Source organism: Xanthomonas bonasiae (assembly GCF_017163705.1).
Taxonomy (GTDB): domain Bacteria; phylum Pseudomonadota; class Gammaproteobacteria; order Xanthomonadales; family Xanthomonadaceae; genus Xanthomonas_A; species Xanthomonas_A bonasiae.
Genome location: NZ_JAFIWB010000025.1, coordinates 50,774 through 74,620 on the forward strand (window position 1 = coordinate 50,774; position 23,847 = coordinate 74,620).

The window sequence follows — 23,847 nt, forward strand, 5'->3', positions numbered from 1 at the left end:
ACGAAAGTTTCATACATTGCAAATACTATTACTCCCACATACTTTTAGTGGGGGAGTTCCACATGCGCACCAACCATCCACACCTGAGCCTGCTCGCGCTGGCGCTGGCTTCCGTTCTCGCCGCCGGCGCCCATGCCGAGGAGCCGCCGCAGGCGCCCGCCGCCGACGCCACCACCACCCTGGATCAGATCGTCGTCACCGGCACCCCGCAGGGCCAGTCGCAGAAGGACGCGCCGTTCGCGATCAGCGTGGTGTCGAAGCAACGCCTGGATCGCGCGGCGCCGAGCAGCAGCGTCGACATGCTGCGCGCCGTGCCCGGTTTCTCGGCCGAGCCCTCCGGCGGCCAGGGCGGCGGCCAGAACCTGTACGTGCGCGGCCTGCCCGCCGGCGGCTGGTACTACGTGCAGTACCAGGAAGACGGCATGACCCTGTTCGACGAACCGCAGGAAAGCTTCTTCAACGTCGATACGCTGTTTTCGCTGGACATGATGACCGAGCGCCTGGAAGTGGTGCGCGGCGGCACCTCGCCGCTGTTCGCGACCAACGCGCCGGGCGGCACGGTCAACGCCATCACCCGCCACGGCACCGCCACGCCCGAGGGCGCGGTGCGCATGACCGTCGGCAGCGACGGCCTGCGCCGCGAGGACGCCTACAGCTCCGGTCCGCTGAGCGAGAACGTGCTGTACAGCATCGGCGGCTACCACCGCAGCGACGACGGCCTGCGCGAGACCGGCTACACCGCCGACAAGGGCGGCCAGTTGCGCGGCAACCTGACCTTCCTGATGGGCGATGCGATCCTCGACGTGGACGCCAAGTACCTCGACGACCGCACCGCGTTCTACAACCCGATCCCGCTGGACGATCCGCGCACGCCCTCGCAGTCGCTGTCTGCGCTGCTCGACCCGCTGGACGGCACCCTGCTGTCCAACGACCTGCGCCGGACCACGGTGCCGACCTTCGACGGCAACCGCCTCGTGTCCCGCAACCTGGACCTGGCCGACGGCATCCACAACAAGGTCAAGCAACTCGGCACCCACCTGGAGTGGAACCTGGACGACGGCCTGACTCTGAACAATCGCATGCGCTTCGTCGATGCCGAGGTGGACTACACCGCGCTGTTCTCCGGCGCCGCGCCGTCCGACGCTGCCGCCTATCTGTCCACCCAGCTCGGCCGCGCGCGCACCGGCTTCGGCAACCGCGTGGCCCGCGTCGGCTACGTCAGCAGCGGCGACGGCGCCGTCTACGACCCGGCTGGCGCCGACGGCCTGGTGCTGGAAAGCGGCCTGTGGAACGCACGCACCCACCTGCGCACGCTGTCCGACGATCTGCGCCTGAGCAAGGCATTCGGCGAATCGGCGCTCGGCCAGCACACGCTCACCGCCGGCGTGAACGTGCAGCACTTCGAATATGCCCAGGACCGCCTGCAGAACACCGTGCTGACCACGCTGCAGAACAATGCGCAGCGCCTGGACGTGCTGGCCTACGACGCGGCCGGCAACGTCGTCGGCGCGGTCACCCAGAACGGCTTCGTGCGCTACGGCAACGGCGTCACCCGCGGTTTCGCCAACGGCACCTACCTGTCGCCGTACCTGTGGGACTCGGTGCGCTTCGGCCGCTTCGGCGTGGATGCCGGCGTGCGCTACACCCGCTACAGCGCCGACGGCGGCGTGTACGCCAACACCACGCGCAACCTCGGCGATTCCACCACCCTGGCCGACGACAACGCCGGCGGCCTCAGCGGCGCGTTCAGCGCGCGCGAGGATCGTCGCCATGCCACGCAGTGGACGCTCGGCGCCGAGTTCGCGCTGACCCCGCAGTTGCAGACCTTCGCCCGCTACACCACCTCGCAGCGCCTGCCGCGGCTGCAGAACGTCTACCAGACGCAGAACGCGGCAGTCACCGACATCGACCAGGCCGAGGCAGGCCTGCGCGGCGCCTTCGGCGATACCTTCTCGTTCTCCACCGTCGGTTTCTGGAGCCGCTTCAACGATCTGTCGATCAGCGCGATCGTGCTCGACGCGACCGGTGCGGTGCAGACACTGGCCCTGGTAGGCCAGACCCAGACCTTCGGCCTGGAATCGGAATTCACCTGGCGCCCGTCGGCGTACTTCGGCGTGACCGGCTCGGCCACGCTGCAGGATCCGCAAACCCGCAGCCTGAGCAATGCCACCACCGGCGCCAGCTACGGCGATCTGGACGGCAAGCAGATCTCGCGCATCCCCAAGTTCATCGCCTCGCTCAGCCCGACCCTGTACTTCGACATCGCCGGGCGTCCGCTCGAACTCTCGGCCACCGCCTACCGCATGGGCCAGCGCTACGTCGACTACACCAACGCCACCGCGCTGCCCGCCTACACCACCTACGACCTGGGCCTGTTCGCCCACCTCAGCGACAACCTGGAACTGCAGCTGCATGCGGCCAACGTCGACAACAGCATCGGCCTGACCGAAGGCAACGCGCGGGTGGATACGCTGTCCGGGCAAGGCACCGCCGAGGCGATCTACGCGCGTCCGATCTTCGGCCGCAACTACAACGCATCGCTGACCTGGCGGTGGTGAGCATGCGCTGCCGCAAACTGCTGATGGGCGCGGCGATCTGGCTGCCGCTGATGACGGCGACGGCGACGGACTTGCCGGAGCGCCTGCGCGATCCGCATGGCGATGCGCTGGTGGTGTCGCACCGCGCATGCTGGAAGTTCGCCTCGGAGAACACCCTCGACGGCATCGCCGCGTGCATCGCGCACGGCGTGGACATGGTCGAAGTGGATGTGCGCACCACGCGCGACGGGACGCTGGTGTTGATGCACGACGACACCGTGGACCGCACCACCGACGGACATGGCGCGGTAGCCGACCTGGACGCGGCGCAGATCGCCGCGTTGCGCGTGCGCAGCCGCGGCGGCGGCCGCACCAGCACCCTGACCGAGCGCCACCCGCCGACGCTGGCGCAGGCGCTGGCAACGGCGCGCGGCAAGGTACTGGTGAACCTGGACGTCAAGGCCGCCGCGCTGGACCAGATCATGGACGTGGTCGAGGCGGCCGGCGCGCAACGCGACGTGCTGTTGAACATCCCGCTGGACGTGCCGCAGGCGGCGTTGCAGCGCGCGCACGCGGCCGGCATCGCGCTGCAGGTGCTGTACCTGCAACGCGACACCGCGCTTTCGCCGCAACAGGCGCTGCGCCGCGCCGCCGCGCTGCATCCGGCGGTGGTGCAGGTGATGTTCGACGACCCGGCGGTGCTGGACATCGCCCAACGCGAACTGGCGCCGCGCACGCGCCTGTTCGTCAACACGATGACCAACGACATCGCCAGCGGCCGGCCGATGCGGCTGTCGGCGGACTACACCGACCAGCGCGCGCTGCGCGATCCGGCCAGCGTCTGGGGCGCGCTGCGCGCGCATGGGGTGAGCATGATCCAGACCGACGAACCAGCGGCATTGCAACGCTATTTGCGCGCATCGGACATGCGCCGGTAGCCGTCGTCGATCTCAATCCTCGCGACGCGGCGACAGTCGCGACGCGTCGCGGGGAGCCAAGCCCCAGACGGTCGGCATGGAGCCAGATCGCGCCCATGGATGGCGCAGCCGTCGTTCCGAGCGATTCGCCGCGACGGTCGAGCCAACACGGTCGGCCGCCATCGGCGTCATTGCGCCTGTGTCACGTCCATCCATCCACTCCCAACAGGAGAGCACATGAACTCGTCCAAGAAACGCTTCAAGACCTTATCGCTCGTACTGGCCTGCGCCTCGCTGACCGTGTTGTCCGGCCTCGCCTCGGCGGCCAACAACTGGAATCCAGAGCACATCCTCAACGCCATGAAAAGCCCCTACCAGGGCAGCCGCGCCAGCGTCGCGGTGATCGCGCATCGCGGCCTGGTCGGCAACGGCTGCCCGGAAAATTCCACCTGCTCCATCCTCAACACCTACAACAACAACATCGAAGCGATCGAACTGGACGTCAAGCAGTCCTCCGACGGGCAGCCGTGGTTGTTCCACGACCAGAACGCCGGCCGCGTGATCGCCCATTCGCCGGACTTCAACATCTTCCAGCCGGCCAACAATCCGTCCGGCTGGAATCCGGACATCCGCACCATGACCAGCCACGAGCTGGTCAATTCGTTCCTGCGCGACAAGAACTTCGCCAAGACCAACTACCGCCCGGTGCCGCTGGCCAACGCGTTGGATGCCGTGCACCGCAACGCCAATCACATGGTCGTGGTGCTGGACCTGAAGACCCTGGACGCGGTGTCGCGCGCCGCCGACCTGGCCCTCTACCTGGGCATGCAGAACCAGGTGGTACTGAAGTTCAGCGCCTCGCTGCTGCCGCGCACGCCAAGCGACATCACCCGTTACACCAAGGGCGTCGCGTTCGCACCGACCGTCTACGCTGGCGACATGGACCGGCTCGCCGACGGCGGCTATACCGGCCTGTGCGGGACGATCAGCCCCAACACGCCGTTCTGCCGCGTCAATGCGTGGATCGAACAGGCCCGCGGCGAGAAAGGCTTCGCCTGGCTGGAAATCGGCAACAAACAACCGCGCCGCAGCGATCCGACCGGCGAACTGCTGGCCGGCGAACAGGCCAATCACCGCGCGCTCGGCGCGTTCTCGCCGGTGCCCGAGTACCGCATCGGCAGCCACGACGGCCAGCACTTCGTGCGCAGCAACGGGACCTGCTGCGCGGCGCTGAGCGACTACCTGACGCGCACCAAGTACTTCGGCAACGAAGTCGCCGACGACCGCTCCGACTTCGGCGTGCAGGCGTTGGCCGGCTTCACCAGCATCATCAGCGACGACCCGCTCAGCATTACCCGTTCGCACATTTTCCGGAATACCTCGCGCTACGAGTGATCGCGGCATGATCCGGCCGGGGAGTTCGCTCCCCGGCTTCCCGCTGCACTCTCCACCCAGGAAGCATCCGCTATGCGTCCCGTTCCCCGTCCACGTCCCCGTCACCTGCTTGTCCTGCTTCTCGTCGCCGGCGTGAGCTGGCTCCTGTTGCAACGCGCAGCGACTGCGCAAGGCGCACGCGCCGCCACGGCGCCAGTCGCCGCGCCGGCATCCGCGCATCGCGCTGTCGCCGCGACCGACATGCCGTCCGCATCACCGTCTTCCACCGACACCGTGCCCGGCCCATCGGCGCGCGAGGTCATCGCCGCGGCGCAGGCGCTACCGGCCGATTTCCAGGCCGACGCGCTGCTGCGCATCGCCGACGCCAAAGACCTGCCGTCGCCGGCCGGCAGCGATCGCCGCGACGCCGCGCTGCGCCTGGCGCAACAGGCGTCGGTCCTGGCGGAACGCGCGATGCGGCGCATGCCCGGCCTGGCCAGCGCCGGCTATGTCAGCGAAGAGCACGGCGACGAATTGCGCGATACCCGCACCGCCGGCCTGGACCGGCTGTCGCTGCAAACGCGCGCTGCGCGCATCCTGGCGACGTCTCCCGCACAGGCGGCCGCACTGTTCGCAGCGCTGCCGACGCCGCAGGCCGCCGGCTGCGATGCCGAGCTGATCGACGATCCCAGCCCCACCTACGCGTTGGCGACCGCACTGCAGCCGGCCCAGGCCGCGCCGCAGGCGGCGGCGCTCGCCGAGCGCGTGGACAAGGCGCAACAGGAAACCGACGTGGCGCCGGCGCTGAAGATGGTGCTCGCCAGCACGGCGCTGGAGCGCAACGGCCAGGCCCAGGTCGCCGACAGCCTGGTGCGCATGTTCGCGCGCATCCGCGGCAACGATCCGGGCTTCACCGCCACCGAGCTGAGCGTCGCCGCGGACATGCCGCTGCTGCTGCAATGGCTGCAGGACGCGGCACTGCGCGAGCGGCTGCATGCGGCGTACCGCACCTATGTCGCGGCGCATCTGGCGCAGGCGCGTTGCCCGGCGAGCCTGCTCGGCAACCACTGGCTGCTCGAGCAGCGTTTCGTCGCCGAACTGCCGAACGAACGCATCCCGCCGGCACCGCCGGTGGCGCAGGAATCGATCGACGACGAGGCGGTTTCGCTGATCCGCGAAGCCGGCTACAACGTGCGCACGCAACTGCTGCTGCCCGACGCCTCCGCCGCCGACCCGGCGCTGGAAAAAGCCTCCGCCGAATTCCTCGACCAGCTCGACCATGGCGTTCTGCAGCAGACCGCGGCAGGCGATGGCAGCGGCCGCGTGCAGCGTGCACGGCTGCGCGAACTGCTGCGCTATCTGGAATATGCGCCGAGCGGCGCGTCGCGCGATCGCGGCGTCGCGCTGATGGCGTCGTTGCTGTCCGGCCCCTACTACGCGCAGGACCACGACACCTGGTTCGGCGATCTGCGCGTAGTCGCCGGGCAGATGCAGCGCTGGCCCGACCACGCGCAACGGCTCGCGCAATTGGCCGAGCATCGCGATCCGGTGGTGAAGGTCTACGCGATGCTGATGCAACGCGGCCAGTTTCCCTGAGCCTGGTTGCAGCGGATACACCACGCTTCGATACCTCCGCGCGCGGCGTCACGCGCCGCGCGCGCCACACGGATAGTGAACCCTGTCAACAACCGGGGTTCAGTTGCGATTGGGGAAGCGGCGCCTATTGTGCGCGCCACTTCCGATCCGCCCATCTTGGTGGATCCGCCGGCCTCCAGATTGCGCCGGCACCCGGGCGACCCGTGACAGGCCGCCTCCCCATGACGCCAAGCCGCATCGCCTTGCCGCGCCACCCGGTGCAGCCCCGATGACGGCCCATACGGAGCAAGGAGTTATATGAAACTGGCCTGGATACTCTGGCTGTCGCAACTATTGCCGCAACCCGCCGCCGATTCGCTGTGTCTGAGCACCACCGTCTATCTGGAAGCGCGTGACCAGACGCTGCGCGGCCAGCAGGCGGTCGCCGAAGTGGCGCTGCGGCGCCTGGACAGCGGCCTGTGGGGCAACTCGATGTGCCAGGTGGTCACCGCGCGCAAACAGTTCGCGCCGGGCCTGGTGAAACCCGGCACCGAACTGAAGAACGACGACGCCTGGGCCGATGCGGTCAACGTCGCCTTCGCCGCAGAGCGCAACTGGGCGCTGCCGCAGGGCCAGCGCAAGGAGATCGTGCCCGGCGCCAGCCACTTCGCCGCGCATGCGATCGCCAGCCCGAGCTGGCGCAACGCCTACCAGGTGGCGACGATCGGCGACCACACGTTCTACCGCGTGCAGAAGCTGCGGCCGCGCAACGCGTCCTGACCGGCCAGCGCGGCGCTATCGCCAACCGCACGCAGGGCCGGGTACGCTTCCCGGCCCTTTGTTCGTGCGGAGTCTGCAATGAAACTGTATGCCAAGCCCGGCGCCTGCTCGCTGGCCGACCACATCGCGCTGCGCTGGGCGGAATTGCCGTTCGAACTGGAAGTGCTCGACGCCGCGTCGATGAAGGCACCGGCCTATCTCGCGCTCAATCCCGCCGGCGCGGTGCCCGCGCTGCAGGTGGACGAGTGGGTACTGACCCAGAACTCGGCGATCCTCAACTACATCGCCGATAGCGCGCCCGCGGCACAGCTGGCCGGCGACGGCAGCGCGCGCAGTCGCGCCGAAGTGCAGCGCTGGCTCGCCTTCCTCAACGCCGACCTGCATCCGGCCTTCCATCCGTTGTTCGGCAGCACGCGCTACCTTGAGGACGCGGCGGTGATCGCGCGCACCCAGGAACATGCGCGCGAACGCCTGCGTACGCTGTACGCGCGCGTGGACGCGCAGCTGGCGACGCAGCAATGGCTCGCCGGCACGCAGCGCTCGATCGCCGATGCGTATCTGTTCGTGACCCTGCGGTGGGCGCAGGCGCTGAAGATCGAACTCGGCGCCAACCTGCAGGACTTCTTCGCGCGCATGGCGGCCGATCCGCAGGTGCAGGCGGCGCTGCAGGCCGAAGGCTTGAATTGAGCAAGCGCAGTCAGAGCGCATTCTGATCTGTCTGCAGACAGACGAAACCTGCAGGAGCGGCTTCAGCCGCGACAGGCGGCACCGGGAAATCCTGTCGCGGCTGAAGCCGCTCCTACAACAGCGGACATTGCTTCCTCGCCATCACACGCCGGCATGTGCGTGCGCACGCCATTGGCGCTCGATCGCAGCTACCGCCGCTCGTCGTCAAGCGTGTCCTGCAGCCAACGCGCAGCCAGCGCTGGCGACTTGGCCTTGCCGAGCGCGGCGGTGAACTCCGGCAGCAGCGCTTCGAGCGCGGCGGCGTCGCTGCAGCGCTCGATCCGCAACTGCATGAAATAGCCCTTCAGCCCCAGATACTTGCGCACCGCTTCGCTCATCGCGTCGTAAAGACGCGAATAGCGTTGCGCCGCTTCATGCGATACCGGCGCATCGCCCGGACTGGCCAGCGGATGGATGGCGCCGGCCGACGTCGCCGCCGCCGGCGGCGTGCTCGATGGCGATATCGATGACGATGTTGCAGGCGCAGGCGAGGCCGACGCATCGCCGCCGCGGGCGATCAGGCCCATCTGCTGCAGCTGCGCCAAGGCGTCTTCCGGCGCATGCAGGCCGGCGACGATCTGCTGCAGCGCGCTGTCGTCCTTGTGCCCATCCACCACCAGCAGGATCGAGCGCAACTGCGCCGGCAACCGGCGTGCGCGGTCCGCGATCTCCTGCCGTCCGGCGTCGGTCTTGGCATAGCTCTCGCTCATTCGCCGCCCTCCCCTGTGATTGCGCGCCAGCGGCAGCCGGCGCGCTTGTTGCGCAATGCAGTGGCGCCTCAGCGCGCCAACGCGCGGCGAATCTCGTCGAGCGCGCCCGGATCGTCCAGCGTCGACAGGTCGCCGGGATCGCGCTGCTCGGCCAGCGCCTGCAGCGAACGCCGCAGCAGTTTGCCCGAGCGCGTCTTCGGCAATGCCTGCACCAGATACACCTGCGCCGGCCGCGCCACCGCACCGAGCCGCTCCACCACGCATTGCCGCAGTTGTTCGGCAATGGCGGCGGCGGCATCGGGCGATGCCTGTTGTTTCAGCGTCGCGAAGACCACCGGCACCTGCCCCTTCAGTTCGTCGTGCATGCCGATCACCGCCACCTCGGCCACGTCCGCATGGCCGGCGATGGCTTCTTCGATCTCGCGCGTGCCGAGGCGATGGCCGGCGACGTTGATCACGTCGTCGGTGCGGCCGAGGATGAAGGTATAGCCGTCGTCGTCGCGAATCGCCCAGTCCAGCGAGCTGTACAGCAGCTCGTCGAAATGGCTGAAATAGCTGCGCAGGAAGCGCGCGTCGTCGTTCCACACCGTGGTCATGCAGCCCGGCGGCAGCGGCGGCTCGATCACCAGCACGCCCTTGCGCCCGGCCGGCACCTCGGTGCCCTGCGGGTCGACGATCTTCATCTTGTAGCCGAGATTGGGAAAGCCCGGCGAACCCGGCTTGACCGGCCGCATTTCCAGTCCCGGCAGCAAGGTCAGCGCCGGCCAGCCGGTCTCGGTCTGCCAGTAGTTGTCGATGATCGGCTTGCCCAGCGCCTCGCCGATCCACAGCGCGGTGGGCTCGTCCAGCGGCTCGCCGGCCAGGAACAGGTATTGCAACGCGCTCAGGTCGTGGTCGCGGATGTGACGCACCGGGTGCTTCTTCAGCACGCGGATCGCGGTCGGCGAGGAGAACATGGTGCGCACCCGGTATTTCTCGCACAGCGCCCACCACACGCCGGGATCCGGATTGACCGGCAAGCCCTCGTACAGCAGCGAGGTGCAGCCGGCGATCAGCGGACCGTACACGTTGTACGAATGGCCGACCGCCCAGCCGACATCGGACGTGGAGAACATCACCTGGCCCGGCGCGCAATCGAACACCGTGCGCATCGACAGCGCCAGCGCCACCGCGTAGCCGCCGACGTCGCGCTGTACGCCCTTGGGCTTGCCGGTGGTGCCGGAGGTGTACAGCAGATAGCTGGGTTCGTTGGATTCCAGCCAGGTCACCGGCACCTGCGCGTCGCCGACCTGCGCGCGCAACTCGGCGTAGTCCATGTCGCGCCCGTCGCTGCGCGGCTGCGCCGGATCCAGCCCGCGCGAGACGATCAGCACCTTCGGCGGCGGCGCGCTGGCTTCCGCGCAGGCGGCATCGACCAGCGGCTTGTAGGGGATGATCTTGCCGCCGCGGCTGCCGGCATCGGCGGCGATCAGCAGCTTCGGCGCCGCATCGTCGATGCGCAGCGCCAGGTTGTGCGCGGCGAAACCGCCGAACACCACCGAGTGCACCGCGCCGATGCGCGCGCAGGCCAGCATCGCGAACACCGCCTCGGCCATGTTCGGCATGTAGATGACCACGCGGTCGCCGCGCTGCACGTCCAGACGCAGCAGCACCGCGGCGAAGGCATTGACCTCGGCGTGCAGCTGCGCATAGGTGAATTCGCGGGTCTGCCCGGTCTCGCTGGACACCGCCACCAGCGCCAGCTGCGCGGCGCGCTCGGGCAGGTGCCGGTCGACCGCGTTGTGGCACAGGTTGGTCAGGCCGCCGCCGAACCAGCGCCGGAACGGCGGGTGGTCGTATTCCAGGATCGCCTGCGGCGGCCGCTGCCAGTGGATCGCCTTGGCCTGCTCCGCCCAGAACTCCTCCGGCTGCTCGATCGAGCGCCGGTACAGCGTCGCGTAGTCCATGCGGCCCCTCCCAAGGCGATGCACCCACGCCGAGCATAGTCCCTGCGCGTCGCGGGCGTCCTTCCGACCTTGGTCGAAGGGCGACCGCGACGCCGCGGCGTCACCGGCCCGTGCCGCCGCCGGTGGACTGCCCTACTGCTTTTGCGCTGCCGCCTTCGCCGCCGCCGCACGCGGCGGCGCATTCTTCACGTAGCGGTCGAACCACTCCAGCATCTCCGCCACCACGTCCTCGTTGGACTCGCGCGCGGTGTACCAGTGCGGCTCGAACGGCAGCAGCACCAGCCGCGCGGTGCCGCCATTGCCGCGGATCGCCTGGAACAGGCGCGGCGCCTGGGTGGTTTCGGTGCCGGGATTGGCGTCGTCCATGCCGTGCACGATCAGCAGCGGCTCGTTGATCTTGTCGGCATGGAAGAACGCCGAGGCCTGCGCGTAGACCTCCGGCGCGGCCCAGAACGAGCGCCGCTCGTTCTGGAAGCCGAACGGGGTCAGGGTCTTGTTGTAGCTGCCGCTGGTCGCCACGCCGGCGCGGAACAGGTCGGTATGCGCCAGCAGGTTGGCCGCCATCAGCGCGCCGTGGCTGTGGCCGGTGACGCCGATCCGCTGCCGGTCGACCACGCCCAGCTCCACCGCCTTGTCCACCGCGGCGGTGGCGTTGTCCACCAGTTGCTGCAGATAGGTGTCGTAGGCGGTCTTGGGATCGCCGACGATCGGGAAGGCGGTGTCGTCGATGATCGCGTAGCCGGCCAGCAACAGCAGCTGGTAGGAACTCAGCCGGGTGAAATCGCGCTCGTTGGCGCCGCTGACCTGGCCGGCCTTGGACGGGTCGGCATAGTCCAGCGGATAGGCGTACAGGATCGCCGGCACCCGCGTGCCTTCCTTGTAGCCGGGCGGCGTGTACAGGGTGAACGACAGTTCCACCCCGTCCTTGCGCTTGTAGGTCACCAGCCGCTTCTTGATCTGCCGCACCAGCGGCGTCGGATCGGGGAAGCGGGTGACCGGCGCGATGCTCGAGGCGTAGACCGCTTCGCCCGCCGCCGCATCCGTCTGCGCCTGGCCCAGCGCGCGCAGGTACACGTTGGGCGGATCGGTCGGCGACTGGCGCCAGGTCAGCAGCTTGGTCGTATCGTCGCCGGCGAACCCGGCGAACACCTCGTCGACGCTGGCATCGCTGCGGAACAGGCGCTCGGTCTTGCCGCTGGCCAGTTCGTAGCGGTCCAGGAACGCGCGGTCGCCGGCCGGCGTGGCGCCCTGCCCGCTCAGGAACAGCGCGCCGCGGTCCTCGTGCAGCACCGCTTCGCCGTTGGCCAGCACGCGCAGTTCCGGGGTGCCGGGATCGGCGTACAGATCGTCGGTGGACAGGTCGAACAGCACCCGGGCCGGCGTGCCGGGGCGGTCGGCGTCCAGCAACGAGGTGCGGCGCCAGTGGCGGTTCTCGTCGTATTCGTCCAGCAGCGTCCGGCCGCCCTCGGCGAACCAGGACAGTCCGGCGTAGCGCTGGGTCACCCGCGCCAGTTCGCGCGGCTTGGCGGTGAACGGCGCCGCCAGGGTCAGCAGCTTGTCGCGTGCGGGCACGGTGGCCTTCCAGTCGCCGCCGTCCAGCGCCTCGGCCCAGACCAGCGTGGCCGGCTGGTTGGCCCGCCAGGAATACGCACGCGGGCCGGTCGGCACGCCCTGCACCGGCACCCGGTCGGCGACCGGCAGCTCGGCCAGCACGCGCTCGCCGCCAGTGGACAGATCGAGCACCGCCACATCGTGGGCGAAACGCGCATAGGTGGTGACGTAGGAATACGGCCGCTTGAGCCGCTCCACGCGCACATGGCGGCCGTCGGGCGCGCCGTCCACCGCGGTATAGACCGCCGGCGCGCCGACCTTGGCCTGCTTGCCACTGGCGGCATCGACGGTGAGCAGTTGCGAGGTGGCGTAGTAGGTGAACAGCGCCTCGTCCTCGGGGCTGGACAGCGTGTCGCGCGCCTCGTAGGTGCTGCTCTCGCCCTTGCCCTGGATGGTTTCCTTGACCTCCGGGCCGGGCGGCACCGCCGCCTTGCGCGGCGCCGCGCCCAGGTCCTGCGGCACGGTCTTCAACAGCAGCGTGTCGCTGCCGCCCAGCCACTGGATCTCGCCGCCCAGCACCGGGTTGAGCTGCACGCCGTCGATGCGGCGCACATTGCCGGTGGCCACATCGCCCACCCATAGTTCGACGCGGTCGGCGGCGGTGTTGTTGAAGGCGAAACGGCGCCCGTCCGGCGACCACACCGGCAGCGCCGGACAGGCGCCGGCCGGCAGGGTCACCGCGGTCTGCTTGCCGCTGGCCACGTCGACCAGGCTGAAACCTTCCAGGCAGGCGCGGATGCCGTAACCGTTGGACATGTCGTGGCGGCTGTGGCTGCGCGGCTCCACCCGCACCCCGGCCAGCTTCAGGTACGGCTCGGCCACGCGCGCGATCGGCGGATACTGGGTGCGCTGCACCAGCAGCAGGGTCTTGCCGGTGGGATCCAGCCGCGGCGACGGATTCAGCGGCGCGCGCATCACCCCCAGCAGCGGCTCCGGCGGTTGCCGATAGCCGCTGTCCGCGGCGTTGGCGGCGAGCGGCAACAGGCTGGCCAGCGCCAGCCCTCCGATCCAGCGGTACGGAGCGCGCGTCATGCTATTTCCCCAAATGAATGGCCGAGGAAACCTAGCACACCCGCAAACCGGCGCGCGCGGGCGCAACGTCATGGCCGGCCGAACGGCGAAGGCATACCGCAGAGGCCGGCTGTCGCGCGCAGTCGTGGAATGGCGATGCAACGGCGACCATCGCCGCCGCGCGAGCGTGGCGCCCCCGACCTAACTGGGGGCGCGCCAGCCGCTTGTACGGCGCGGGCCAGCCCGAACGCTAGGAAGCGGCCTTGCTGGTCTCGGCCACGATCTCGCACTTGGCCTTCTTGCCCTGCTCGCCAGCGCAGTACTTTTTTGCCGCACGCCGCGCCTGCCAGGCGCTATTGCCCTCGGCTGCGTACAGCTTGCCGTCGTCGCCCAGCGCCATCGCCGCATGCGGCTGCTGATGCACGTAGGCGAAGCATGCCGCCTCGCCACCGCAGGCCTGCAGCATGGCCTGGCGGGCATCGCCGCGACGCACGCCGCCGCTGATCGCATAGGCTTTCTGCTGGGTACCGTTGTAGCCCAGTGCATTGAATTGCCAATACACGGCGCGGCCGCCGCTGCCGGCCGAGACCACCACGTCGCAGTGGACGCCCGGCTTGGCGAGCTCGCATTGCCGCAGCGCCGCTTCCGCCGTCGAGGCGTAACCGATGACATCTTCGTCCGAGGCAGCAAAATAGAAGTAGTCGTCGTAGAAGCTCACCACCAGGCATGACGGACCGCAGTCGCGCGCGGCGGCGGCCTTGGCTTGGTCGGCATCGCTGTAATTCCATACCGAGCCCATCGCGCGGGTCGCCGGATCCAGCGCGACCGCGCCGGCCAGCCAGGTGCACTGGCTCTGCATCACCGGCTGGTTGTTGTACATGCCGACAACCACGTCCTGGCAGGACTGCCAGGCCTTGGCCGAGCCGGACCACGCCACTCCAGCCGCCAACAACAGCAGCAAGCCCCATATCCGTTGATGCATCGTGTGCTCCATGCTCGTTCCAGGCCGCGCAGTCTAGCGCTGTAGTCGCGCGCGCGTACCCGCAAAAGAAAAACGCCGGGCGAGCCCGGCGTCTTCCGCACCTCGATCGCAGCGATCAGCCCAGCAGGTGCGCCACGCCGCTGCGCTCTTCTTCCAGCTCGGCCAGGGTCTTGTCGATGTACTTCTGGCTGAAGTCGTCGATCGGCAGGTCCTTGACCAGGGTGTACTCGCCGTTCTCGGTGGTCACCGCGAAGCCGAACATCACGCCTTCCGGGATGCCGTAGGAACCGTCGGACGGCACGCCCATGGTCACCCACTTGCCGTTGCTGCCCAGCACCCAGTCGCGCACGTGGTCGATGGCGGCGTTGGCGGCCGAGGCGGCCGAGGACGAGCCGCGCGCCTCGATGATCGCCGCGCCGCGCTTGCCCACGGTCGGGATGAAGGTGCCGGCGTTCCACTCCTGGTCGTCGATCGCCTCGGCGATGGACGCGCCCTCGACGGTGGCGAAGCGGTAGTCCGGATACATGGTCGGGCTGTGGTTGCCCCACACCACCAGCTTCTCGATGCCGCCGACCGGCTTGCCGAGCTTGCCGGCCAGCTGGCTCAGCGCGCGGTTGTGGTCCAGGCGCAGCATGGCGGTGAAGTTCTTCGGGTTCAGGTCCGGCGCCGACTTCATCGCGATGTAGGCGTTGGTGTTGGCCGGGTTGCCGACCACCAGCACCTTGACGTTGCGGCTGGCGACCTTGTTCAGCGCCGCGCCCTGCGCGGTGAAGATCTTGGCGTTCTCCAGCAGCAGGTCCTTGCGCTCCATGCCCGGGCCGCGCGGACGCGCGCCGACCAGCAGGGCCACGTCGGCGTCCTTGAACGCCACTTCGGCGTCGTCGGTGCCGACCATGCCGGCCAGCAGCGGGAACGCGCAGTCTTCCAATTCCATCATCACGCCCTTCAGCGCGGCCTGGGCCTTCTCCATCGGCAGCTCGAGCAACTGCAGGATCACCGGCTGGTCCTTGCCCAGCATTTCGCCGGAGGCGATACGGAACAGCAGGGCATAGCCGATCTGGCCGGCAGCGCCGGTCACAGCAACACGTACGGGTGTCTTCATGGGGGGTTCCTCTGCTAAAAAAGGGATTAAGGGGGGTCAGTAGACGCGGTAGCCGAGCGGCTGCAGATGCGCGTCCAGGGCGGCGGTGTCGTAGCCGTCGATCACGTGCTGGCCGATCACCGTGATCGGCACGCCTTCGCGGCCCAGCGCGGCGGCGGCCAGGCGGCCTTCCTCCTGCTCCACGTCGAGCACGCGGTAGCGGACCTGGGCGCGTTCGAAATCGGCCTGTTGCCGGCGGCAGTAGCCGCACCAGTCGGCGGCCAGCATGACGATGCCGTCTTCGCCGGTGAGCCGCCGCGGATCGCCGGCCGCCAGCGTTGCTGGCGCCGATGCGGCCCCGGAACTGCGCCACCACGCGTGCACGCCGCCGCCGATTCCGAGCAGCACCATGCACAGCAAAAGGAGACGCATCGTCATCGAGGGTCGGGCGCGGCAATCAACCGGGAAATGTTAGCACGCAGGCCATCGGCGACCGGCCGCCAGGGCCGGTCGCGGCGGCACTCAGGCGTCGAGCAGGCGGTTCCACTCGGCGACGCGGTCGGCCTTGGCCGCCAGCACCGCATCGGTATCGCCTTCGATGGTGATCTTGTTGATCGCATCGCCCTGGGCGACGCTGTCGACCACGTCCAGGCCCTGGGTCACCTTGCCGAACACGGTGTGCTTGCCGTCCAGCCACGGGGTGGCGGTGTGGGTGATGAAGAACTGGCTGCCATTGGTGCTGGGACCGGCGTTGGCCATCGACAGCACGCCGCGCTCATGGCGCACGCCGTTGTTGGTCTCGTCCTCGAAACGGTAGCCCGGGCCGCCGCGGCCGGAGCCTTCCGGGCAGCCGCCCTGGATCATGAAGTCGGCGATCACGCGGTGGAAGCTCAGCCCGTCGTAGAAGCCGCGCTTGGCCAGGTTCACGAAGTTGGCCACGGTCAGCGGCGCCTTGTCGGGATACAGCTCGATGGTGATCGGGCCGCGGGCGGTGTCGAAATGGGCGATCAGGGACATGGGATTCCTTGGAAACGGGGGCGTCATTTGGGGCGCATAGGATACACGCCGGCCTGTTTGGCCCGCCTCCGGTGCCGCCGGCAGCGCCACCGCCGCCGCCTGAATCCTGAACCGGCAGGCGCGCCGGGATACAGGTATAATAGGGGGCTTACTCTCCTTCCTTTCTGGCGCCGGTTGGCCCCCTTTCGCATGTCCATCGAAAATCTTCGCAATATCGCCATCGTCGCCCACGTCGATCATGGCAAGACCACCCTCGTCGACTGCCTGCTGAAGCAGTCCGGCACCCTCTCCGAGCGCACGGTGCTGGCCGAGCGCGTGATGGACAGCAACGATCAGGAAAAGGAACGTGGCATCACGATCCTGGCCAAGAACACGGCCATCACCTGGCAGGGCAACCGCATCAACATCGTCGACACCCCCGGACACGCCGACTTCGGCGGCGAAGTGGAGCGCGTGCTGTCGATGGTGGACTCGGTGCTGATCCTGGTCGACGCGATGGACGGGCCGATGCCGCAGACCCGCTTCGTGACCCAGAAGGCCTTCGCGATGGGCTTCAAGCCGATCGTGGTGGTCAACAAGATCGACCGCCCGGGCGCGCGTCCGGACTGGGTGATCGACCAGGTGTTCGACCTGTTCGACAAGCTCGGCGCGACCAACGAGCAGCTCGACTTCCCGATCGTCTACGCCTCGGCGCTGCACGGCTACGCGAGCCTGGACGACAGCGCCCGCGAAGGCGACATGACCCCGCTGTACGAAGCGATCATGAAGCACGTGGCGCCGCCGCAGGTGGATCCGGACGGCCCGTTCCAGATGCGCATCAGCCAGCTGGACTACAACAACTTCGTCGGCCTGATCGGCATCGGCCGCATCCAGCGCGGCAAGGTCAAGAAGAACATGCCGGTCAGCATCGTCGACCGCGAAGGCAAGAAGCGCCAGGGCAAGATCCTGCAGGTGCTGGGCTTCATGGGCCTGGAGCGGGTGGAAGTGGAAGAGGCCGAGGCCGGCGACATCGTCGCCATCTCCGGCGTCGCCGACATGAGCATCTCCGACACCATCTGCGCGCTCGACACCCCGGAAGCGCTGCCGGCGCTGACCGTGGACGAGCCGACCATCTCGATGACCTTCCAGGTCAACAACTCGCCGTTCGCCGGCAGCAAGGAACACAGCGGCGGCAAGTTCATCACCAGCCGCCAGATCCGCGAGCGCCTGGAGCGCGAGACGCTGCACAACGTCGCGCTGAAGGTCGAGGAAGGGTCCGACCCGGACAAGTTCCTGGTCTCCGGCCGCGGCGAGCTGCACCTGTCGGTGCTGATCGAGAACATGCGCCGCGAAGGCTTCGAGCTGGCGGTGTCGCGCCCGGAAGTCATCGTCAAGGAAATCGACGGCAAGCTGATGGAGCCGGTCGAGCAGCTGGTGGTGGACATCGAAGAGCAGCACCAGGGCGGCGTGATGGAGAAGCTGGGCATCCGCAAGGGCCAGCTGAAGAACATGGAGCCGGACGGCAAGGGCCGCGTGCGCCTTGACTACATGATCCCGGCGCGTGGCCTGATCGGCTTCCAGAACGAGTTCCGCACCCTGACCCAGGGCTCGGGCCTGCTGTTCCACGTGTTCGACCATTACGGCCCGAAGGAACAGGGCGCCATCGCCAAGCGCCAGAACGGCGTGATGATCGCCAACGCCGCCGGTGCCACCCCCGCCTACTCGCTGGGGCCGCTGGAAGAGCGTGGCCGCCTGTTCGCCGCCGAAGGCGACAACGTGTACGAAGGCCAGCTGATCGGTATCCATTCCAAGGACAACGACCTGACCGTCAACGCGATCAAGACCAAGCCGCTGACCAACATGCGCGCTTCGGGCAAGGACGATGCGATCAAGCTGACCCCGGCGATCAAGTACACGCTGGAACAGGCGCTGGACTTCATCGAGGACGACGAGCTGGTCGAAGTCACCCCGAAGGAAATCCGCCTGCGCAAGAAGTTCCTGACCGAAAGCGATCGCAAGCGCGCCGGTCGCGGCGGCTGATCGCCGAGTTCCCGTGGCTAGCAAGAAGGCGTACAACCCGGATCCGCACGCGCATCCGGGCCTGCACCTGATCGCACTGCTGGAGGCCGGCAAAGGCCTGCTCGCGGTGCTCGCGGCCACGGGTCTGGAACTGATGGGCCCGCTGCCGCTGCGCGCGGCGGTGGGCCGGCTGATCGTGCGTTTCAGCCTGGACCCGGAGCACGGCGCGCTGCCGTCGCTGCTCACCATGATCAATCCCGGCGCGGTACATCTTGCCGCCGCCGGCATGCTCGCCTACGGCGTGCTGCACATCGTCGAAGCCTGGGGCCTGTGGCGCGCCAAGGCCTGGGCGTCGATGCTGGGCTGCGTCTCCGCGGCCATCTATCTGCCGTTCGACATCTACGCGATCGTGCGCCATCCCGGCTGGGCCGCGTGGGCGGTGCTGGCGATCAACCTGGCCGTGGTCGGCATCCTGGCCCGCGACCTGATCCGGCGCCGGCGGCGTCCCGCGCACTGAACGCATGCGGGCAGGCGCCCGCACCGGTTTGCCAATCCCCATAGCGCTGCGTAGCCTCCTGGAGAACGACTTCCCGGGAACCTGCCGATGCGCCTGCTGCCCGCCCTGTTGCTGTGCGGCGCCCTCGCCGGCTGCCGGCATCCCGTCGTGCCCGACACCGCCGTCGCCGCGCCGCCACAAGCCCCAAACGCGTTCGCCCATGCCGAAACCGACATCGCCACGCTGCAGGCGCGGATGGCGCACGGCACGCTCGACAGCGCCGGCCTGACCGCGGCCTACCTGCAACGGATCGATGCGCTGGACCGGCAAGGACCGGCGCTGCACGCGATCATCGAACGCAATCCGCACGCCCTGGACGAAGCGCGGCAGCGGGACGCCGAACGCCGCGCCGGGCATCTGCGCGGCCCGCTGCACGGCATCCCGCTCGTGTTGAAGGACAACATCGATGCGCGGCCGATGGCCACCTCGGCCGGCTCGCTGGCGCTGGCCGACTTCCACCCGCCGCACGATGCCTTCCTGGTGCAGCGCCTGCGCCAGGCCGGCGCGGTGATCCTGGGCAAGAGCAACCTCAGCGAGTGGGCCAACTTCCGCTCCAGCAAGTCCAGTTCCGGCTGGAGCGCGCGCGGCGGACAGACCCGCAATCCGTACGTGCTCGATCGCAATCCCTGCGGCTCCAGCGCCGGCACCGGCGTAGCCGTGTCGGCCAATCTGGCGGTGGCCGGCATCGGCACCGAGACCGACGGCAGCATCGTCTGCCCGGCCGCGGTGAACGGCCTGGTCGGGCTGAAGCCGACCGTTGGCCTGATCAGCCGCAACGGCATCCTCCCGATCTCCGCCAGCCAGGACACGGCCGGACCGATGACCCGCAGCGTCGCCGACGCGGCGACGCTGCTGAGCGTACTGGCCGCGCCCGATCCTGCCGACCTGGCCACCGCCGCGGCACCGCGTCCGCCCGGCTACGACTACGCCGCGCACCTGCGCCGCGACGCGCTGCGCGGCGCGCGCATCGGCCTGCTGCCCTCACCGCTGACCCAGGCCCCGGACATCGCCGCGGCGCAGGCGCGCGCGGTCGCCGCGCTGCGTGCGGCCGGCGCCACCGTGGTCGCTGCGCGGATCCCCACCGCCGGGCAATGGGACGACGCCGAACTGACCGTCTTGCTGACCGAGTTCAAGGCCGGGCTGGAACGCTACCTCGACACGCGCCAGGCGCCGCTGCGCACCTTGGCGCAACTGATCGCGTTCAACCGCGCGCATGCCGAGCGCGAACTGGCGCACTTCGACCAGGCGCTGTTCGAACAGGCGCAGGCCACCCATGGCCTGGGCGACCCGGCCTACCTGGAAGCGCGGGCGAAAGCCAGGCGCCTGGCCGGTCCGGACGGCATCGACGCGGCCCTGCGCGCGCAGCGGCTGGATGCGCTGATCGCGCCGACCACCGGCCGCGCCTGGAAGACCGACCCGCTCCACGGCGACGACTTTCCCGGGGCCAGCTACGGCGCGGCGGCGGTGGCCGGCTATCCCAGCCTGACCGTGCCGATGGGCGCCAGCGACGGCCTGCCGCTGGGCTTGGTGTTCATCGGCGGCGCCTGGAGCGAGCCGCGCCTGATCGAACTGGGCTACGCCTACGAACAGCGCAGCCGCGCACGCATGCCGCCGGCGTTCTTGCCGACGCTGCCGCAGGCCACGCAGCATCCGTAAAGCGAATAGCGCCGCAACGGCGCCAAGGCGCAACCCATCGACAGACGGTTGGCGAAGAACGCCTTTGTAGGAGCGGCTTCAGCCGCGACCGGGCGTTACCAATAAAGCCCCGGTCGCGGCTGAAGCCGCTCCTACAGGTTTCAATGAGAATTCATGCGTTACAAACAACGCATGGACGCTGCAGGCGCCTGCCGCCACGCCGACACGGCACGGCACAACGCGACGCTATGCCGTATCCGGCCTCGGCGCGCCCGGATCCTGCACCGCTGTCGCCGCCGGCGCGCCATCCTCGGCGCCGGGCGAGCGCATCGCCGCCGAGTCGCTGGCCGTCGATGGCGGGCGCGGTGCCGCGCGCGCGGTGTCCGAGGAGATCTCCGCGCGCAGCTTCGGCAAGGCATACGGATGTTCGCGGGTCAGGAAATCGATCATCCGTTCGCGCACGATGCAGCGCAGGTCGAACGCATCGCCGGAATTGCGCGCGCTGACCAGCAGGCGCACCTGGATCGTGCTCTCGCTGGTCTCGGTCACCTGGGTCACGCAGACGCGTCCATCCCACAGCGGCTCGCTCTTGCAGATCCGCTCCAGCTCGGCGCGCAGCTGCGGCATCGGCGTGCGGTAATCCAGCCACAGGAACGCGGTACCGAGCAGGTCGGCGCTGCTGCGCGTCCAGTTCTGGAACGGATTTTCGATGAACCAGGTCAACGGCACCACCATGCGCCGCTCGTCCCAGATCCGCACCACCACGTAGGAACTGCCGATCTCCTCGATGCGGCCCCACTCGCCTTCGACGATGACCACGTCGTCGAGCCGGATCGGCTGGGTCAGGGCGATCTGCAGGCCCGCGATCAGGTTGCCGAACACCGGCTTGGCGGCGATACCGGCGACCAGGCCGATGATGCCGGCCGAGGCCAATAGCGTAGTGCCGATCTGCCGCACAGCCGGGAAGGTCAGCAGCACCACCGAGGTGCCGAGCAGGATGATCGTGCCCATCGCCACGCGTGCCAGCACCCGGGTCTGGGTCTGGATGCGCCGCGCGGTCAGATTGTCGGCCACTTCGATCGGATAGCTGCGCAGGATGGCCTTTTCCAGCGCGGCGGCGCCGCGCACCAGCAGCCAGGTCACGCAACCGATCATGCCGATATGCAGCAGGTGCTGCAGGTCGGTCAACGCGCGCTCGTCCAGCGGCGTGGATTCCAGTGCGAAGCTGAGCATCAGCATCGGCAGCAGGAAGGCCATCGGCACGCTGACCACGCGGATGATGCGCGCGCGCCGGTAGTCGCGCCCGCGCATGCGCTGCGCGATGCGCAACAACAGCCACCAGGCGAGGAAGCCGAGCACTACCGCGGCGCCGATCGGCAGCGTGTAAGCGCGCCACGGGATCCAGTCGAGATCCAGGTTCAAGATGCGCTCCTTGAAGGGGGAGGAGTCGCGACAGTGTGGCAAAGCAGGCATGAGCGCAGTGTCGAGCGCTGTGCCGCGGCACGAATCGCGGCACCATCGCCAGGCGTGCGCACGGCGCACATCCGCGACACGCGCATCGCGGGCGAGCGGCGCCCCGTTCCTGGCGCAGTCCATGACCGGTGTGCGCGATCGCAGCATGCGCGGTTCCTGACCGGCGACAGGCAACTCGCCAACGGCACGCAGCCGCCGCTGCAGATGGTGCGTCCTCAGTTACGTCCGAAGCTGGATGCGGCAGACGCGGCGCCTGCCAAGACCCGAGGCGCCGACATCGCCAACCAGCCCCCCATCGCAGGCCGCGACACGCGCGCTGCAGTTGCATTCGCGGTGTCGGATATCGACGACTTCAAGCGCGCCGACGAGCGCCATCGCCACGCCATCGGCACCTGGGGCACGCAGCGCACCAGCAAGCGCGCTGCGGTGACCCAGGGAGCGCGCGGTCAGTCCGTGCTCAACGGCACGCTGCGCCCGTTCTGCTTGCGCACGATCGCCAGCGCGATCTCCAGCGACTGCTCGTAGTTCAGGCGCGGATCCACGCTGGAGCGGTACGCCCGCTCCAGGTCGCGCTCGGTCAGCTCGCGCGCGCCGCCGGTGCATTCGGTGACGTCTTCGCCGGTCAGCTCCAGGTGCACACCGCCCAACCGCGTGCCGGCCGCAGCATGGATGTCGAACGACTGCTCCACCTCGCCCAGCACGTTGTCGTAGCGCCGCGTCTTGTAGCCGTTGCTGGTGCTCTCGGTATTGCCGTGCATCGCATCGCACACCCACAGCACGCGGCGGCCGTCGCGCTTCACCGCATCCAGCAGCGGCGGCAGTTTCTGCGCGATCTGTGCCGCGCCCATGCGGTGGATGAAGGTCAACCGGCCCGGTTCGTCCTCGGGGTTGAGCACGTCGATCAGGCGCAGCAACTGGTCCGGCTGCGCCGACGGCCCGACCTTGATCGCGATCGGGTTGCGGATGCCGCGGAAATATTCCACGTGCGCGCCGTCCAGCGCGGCGGTGCGCATGCCGATCCACGGGTAATGCGTGCTCAGGTTGAACCAGCCCCACTGCCGCGGCACCTCGCGGGTCAGCGCTTCCTCGTACGGCAGCAGCAGCGCTTCGTGCGAGGTGTAGAAATCGACCCGGTTGAGGTTGTACAGCTGCGCACCGGACAGCGTCTCCATGAAGCGCACCGCGTCGCCGATCGAGGACACCATCTTCTGGTAGTCCTCGGCCAGCGGCGAGTAGCCGACCCAGCTCAGGTTCCAGTACTCGGGATGGTGCAAATCGGCGAAGCCGCCGTCGATCAGCGCGCGCACGAAGTTCATCGTCATCGCCGAACGCGAGTGCGCGGTGATCATCCGCCGCGGATCGGGCACGCGCGCCTGCGCGGTGAACTCCGGGCCGTTGACCACGTCGCCGCGGTAGCTGGGCAGGGTCACGCCGTCGCGGGTCTCGGTATCGGCCGAGCGCGGCTTGGCGTACTGGCCGGCATAGCGGCCGACCCGCACCACCGGCAGGCGCAAGCCGTGCACCAGCACCAGGCTCATCTGCAGCAGCACCTTGAGCCGGTTGGAGATCGTGCCCGACTCGCAATCGCTGAAGTTCTCCGCGCAATCGCCGCCCTGCAGCAGGAACCGCTTGCCTTCCTGCGCCTCGGCCAGCTGCTTCTTCAGCGCGAAGATCTCCCACGAGGTGACCAGCGGCGGCAGATGGCGCAATTCGCCCAGCGTCGCCTCCAGCGCCTGCGCGTCCGGATACACCGGCATCTGCAGCGCGGGTTTGCCGCGCCAGCTTGCGGGCGCCCAGGACGGCGAAGCGGATTCGGGCGGGGCGGCGGGGACGGACAGGTTCATGAAAGGACTCCTTGGCAACCTGCGATGTTCGCAGAGCCAGGCCGCGACGCAAAGCACTGCGTGACGCGGTTGCG

At 68.8% G+C, this 23,847-nt stretch carries 19 protein-coding genes; 10 read left to right on the forward strand and 9 right to left on the reverse strand.

Features of this window, described 5'->3' with window-relative positions; genetic code table 11:
* Positions 1 to 62 precede the first annotated feature (62 nt).
* The 6 genes from JR064_RS18100 (at position 63) to JR064_RS18125 (ending at position 7,870) form a co-directional block, all read left to right on the forward strand.
* A complete protein-coding gene (locus JR064_RS18100; protein WP_206230656.1) occupies positions 63 to 2,558 on the forward strand; it encodes a TonB-dependent receptor in 2,496 nt (831 codons plus the stop codon).
* A gap of 2 nt (positions 2,559 to 2,560) precedes the next feature.
* Positions 2,561 to 3,475: a glycerophosphodiester phosphodiesterase family protein gene (locus JR064_RS18105; protein ID WP_241093155.1), complete on the forward strand. Its 915-nt coding sequence runs from the start codon at positions 2,561 to 2,563 to the stop codon at positions 3,473 to 3,475.
* A 216-nt stretch (positions 3,476 to 3,691) separates the two neighbouring features.
* Positions 3,692 to 4,849 carry a glycerophosphodiester phosphodiesterase family protein gene (locus JR064_RS18110; protein WP_206230657.1) on the forward strand — a complete coding sequence of 386 codons (1,158 nt, stop codon included), beginning with the start codon at positions 3,692 to 3,694 and terminating at the stop codon, positions 4,847 to 4,849.
* A 240-nt stretch (positions 4,850 to 5,089) separates the two neighbouring features.
* Entirely contained in the window at positions 5,090 to 6,424 is a 1,335-nt protein-coding gene (locus tag JR064_RS18115) for a hypothetical protein (protein ID WP_241093156.1), read from the forward strand.
* 297 nt (positions 6,425 to 6,721) lie between these two features.
* Complete coding sequence (locus JR064_RS18120; RefSeq protein ID WP_145701667.1) at positions 6,722 to 7,183, forward strand: cell wall hydrolase; 462 nt, start codon at positions 6,722 to 6,724, stop codon at positions 7,181 to 7,183.
* Between the two features lie 78 nt (positions 7,184 to 7,261).
* Positions 7,262 to 7,870, forward strand: a complete 609-nt coding sequence (locus tag JR064_RS18125) for a glutathione binding-like protein (RefSeq protein WP_206230659.1) — start codon at positions 7,262 to 7,264, stop codon at positions 7,868 to 7,870.
* A 188-nt stretch (positions 7,871 to 8,058) separates the two neighbouring features.
* On the opposite strand, the gene JR064_RS18130 is transcribed toward JR064_RS18125, so the two are convergent.
* The 7 genes from JR064_RS18130 to JR064_RS18160 all read right to left on the reverse strand — a co-directional run bounded on the left by JR064_RS18130 (position 8,059) and on the right by JR064_RS18160 (position 16,267).
* On the reverse strand, positions 8,059 to 8,619 hold the full coding sequence (locus JR064_RS18130; RefSeq protein ID WP_206230660.1) for a hypothetical protein: 561 nt from the start codon (positions 8,617 to 8,619) through the stop codon (positions 8,059 to 8,061).
* 68 nt (positions 8,620 to 8,687) lie between these two features.
* Positions 8,688 to 10,565, reverse strand: coding sequence for a propionate--CoA ligase (gene prpE, locus JR064_RS18135; protein ID WP_206230661.1), 1,878 nt, complete (start codon positions 10,563 to 10,565; stop codon positions 8,688 to 8,690).
* Positions 10,566 to 10,697: 132 nt separating this feature from the next.
* Complete coding sequence (locus tag JR064_RS18140; protein ID WP_206230662.1) at positions 10,698 to 13,208, reverse strand: S9 family peptidase; 2,511 nt, start codon at positions 13,206 to 13,208, stop codon at positions 10,698 to 10,700.
* Positions 13,209 to 13,437: 229 nt separating this feature from the next.
* Positions 13,438 to 14,169 carry a DUF4189 domain-containing protein gene (locus JR064_RS18145; RefSeq protein WP_206230663.1) on the reverse strand — a complete coding sequence of 244 codons (732 nt, stop codon included), beginning with the start codon at positions 14,167 to 14,169 and terminating at the stop codon, positions 13,438 to 13,440.
* Between the two features lie 115 nt (positions 14,170 to 14,284).
* The gene (locus tag JR064_RS18150; protein WP_206230664.1) at positions 14,285 to 15,271 is read right to left on the reverse strand and encodes a malate dehydrogenase; all 987 of its coding nucleotides are present in this window, start codon (positions 15,269 to 15,271) and stop codon (positions 14,285 to 14,287) included.
* Positions 15,272 to 15,307: 36 nt separating this feature from the next.
* Complete coding sequence (locus JR064_RS18155; protein WP_241093157.1) at positions 15,308 to 15,682, reverse strand: glutaredoxin family protein; 375 nt, start codon at positions 15,680 to 15,682, stop codon at positions 15,308 to 15,310.
* Between the two features lie 90 nt (positions 15,683 to 15,772).
* Positions 15,773 to 16,267 carry a peptidylprolyl isomerase gene (locus JR064_RS18160; protein ID WP_179570582.1) on the reverse strand — a complete coding sequence of 165 codons (495 nt, stop codon included), beginning with the start codon at positions 16,265 to 16,267 and terminating at the stop codon, positions 15,773 to 15,775.
* Between the two features lie 189 nt (positions 16,268 to 16,456).
* Here JR064_RS18160 and typA point away from each other — a divergent pair, with 189 nt between their 5' ends.
* From typA to JR064_RS18175, 3 genes are all read left to right on the forward strand, one after another.
* Positions 16,457 to 18,286: a translational GTPase TypA gene (gene typA, locus JR064_RS18165; RefSeq protein ID WP_064538334.1), complete on the forward strand. Its 1,830-nt coding sequence runs from the start codon at positions 16,457 to 16,459 to the stop codon at positions 18,284 to 18,286.
* 13 nt (positions 18,287 to 18,299) lie between these two features.
* On the forward strand, positions 18,300 to 18,782 hold the full coding sequence (locus tag JR064_RS18170) for a DUF2127 domain-containing protein (protein ID WP_179570581.1): 483 nt from the start codon (positions 18,300 to 18,302) through the stop codon (positions 18,780 to 18,782).
* 87 nt (positions 18,783 to 18,869) lie between these two features.
* Positions 18,870 to 20,477, forward strand: coding sequence for an amidase (locus JR064_RS18175; RefSeq protein ID WP_206230665.1), 1,608 nt, complete (start codon positions 18,870 to 18,872; stop codon positions 20,475 to 20,477).
* 225 nt (positions 20,478 to 20,702) lie between these two features.
* Here JR064_RS18175 and JR064_RS18180 read toward each other — a convergent pair whose 3' ends face one another.
* Positions 20,703 to 21,872 carry a mechanosensitive ion channel family protein gene (locus tag JR064_RS18180; RefSeq protein WP_191825098.1) on the reverse strand — a complete coding sequence of 390 codons (1,170 nt, stop codon included), beginning with the start codon at positions 21,870 to 21,872 and terminating at the stop codon, positions 20,703 to 20,705.
* Positions 21,873 to 21,983: 111 nt separating this feature from the next.
* On the opposite strand from JR064_RS18180, the gene JR064_RS18185 reads away from it, so the two are divergent.
* Positions 21,984 to 22,454, forward strand: a complete 471-nt coding sequence (locus JR064_RS18185; protein WP_206230666.1) for a hypothetical protein — start codon at positions 21,984 to 21,986, stop codon at positions 22,452 to 22,454.
* Here the strand turns inward: JR064_RS18185 and JR064_RS18190 are convergent.
* Positions 22,376 to 23,773, reverse strand: coding sequence for a class II 3-deoxy-7-phosphoheptulonate synthase (locus JR064_RS18190; protein WP_206230667.1), 1,398 nt, complete (start codon positions 23,771 to 23,773; stop codon positions 22,376 to 22,378). The genes JR064_RS18185 and JR064_RS18190 overlap by 79 nt on opposite strands.
* Positions 23,774 to 23,847 lie beyond the last annotated feature (74 nt).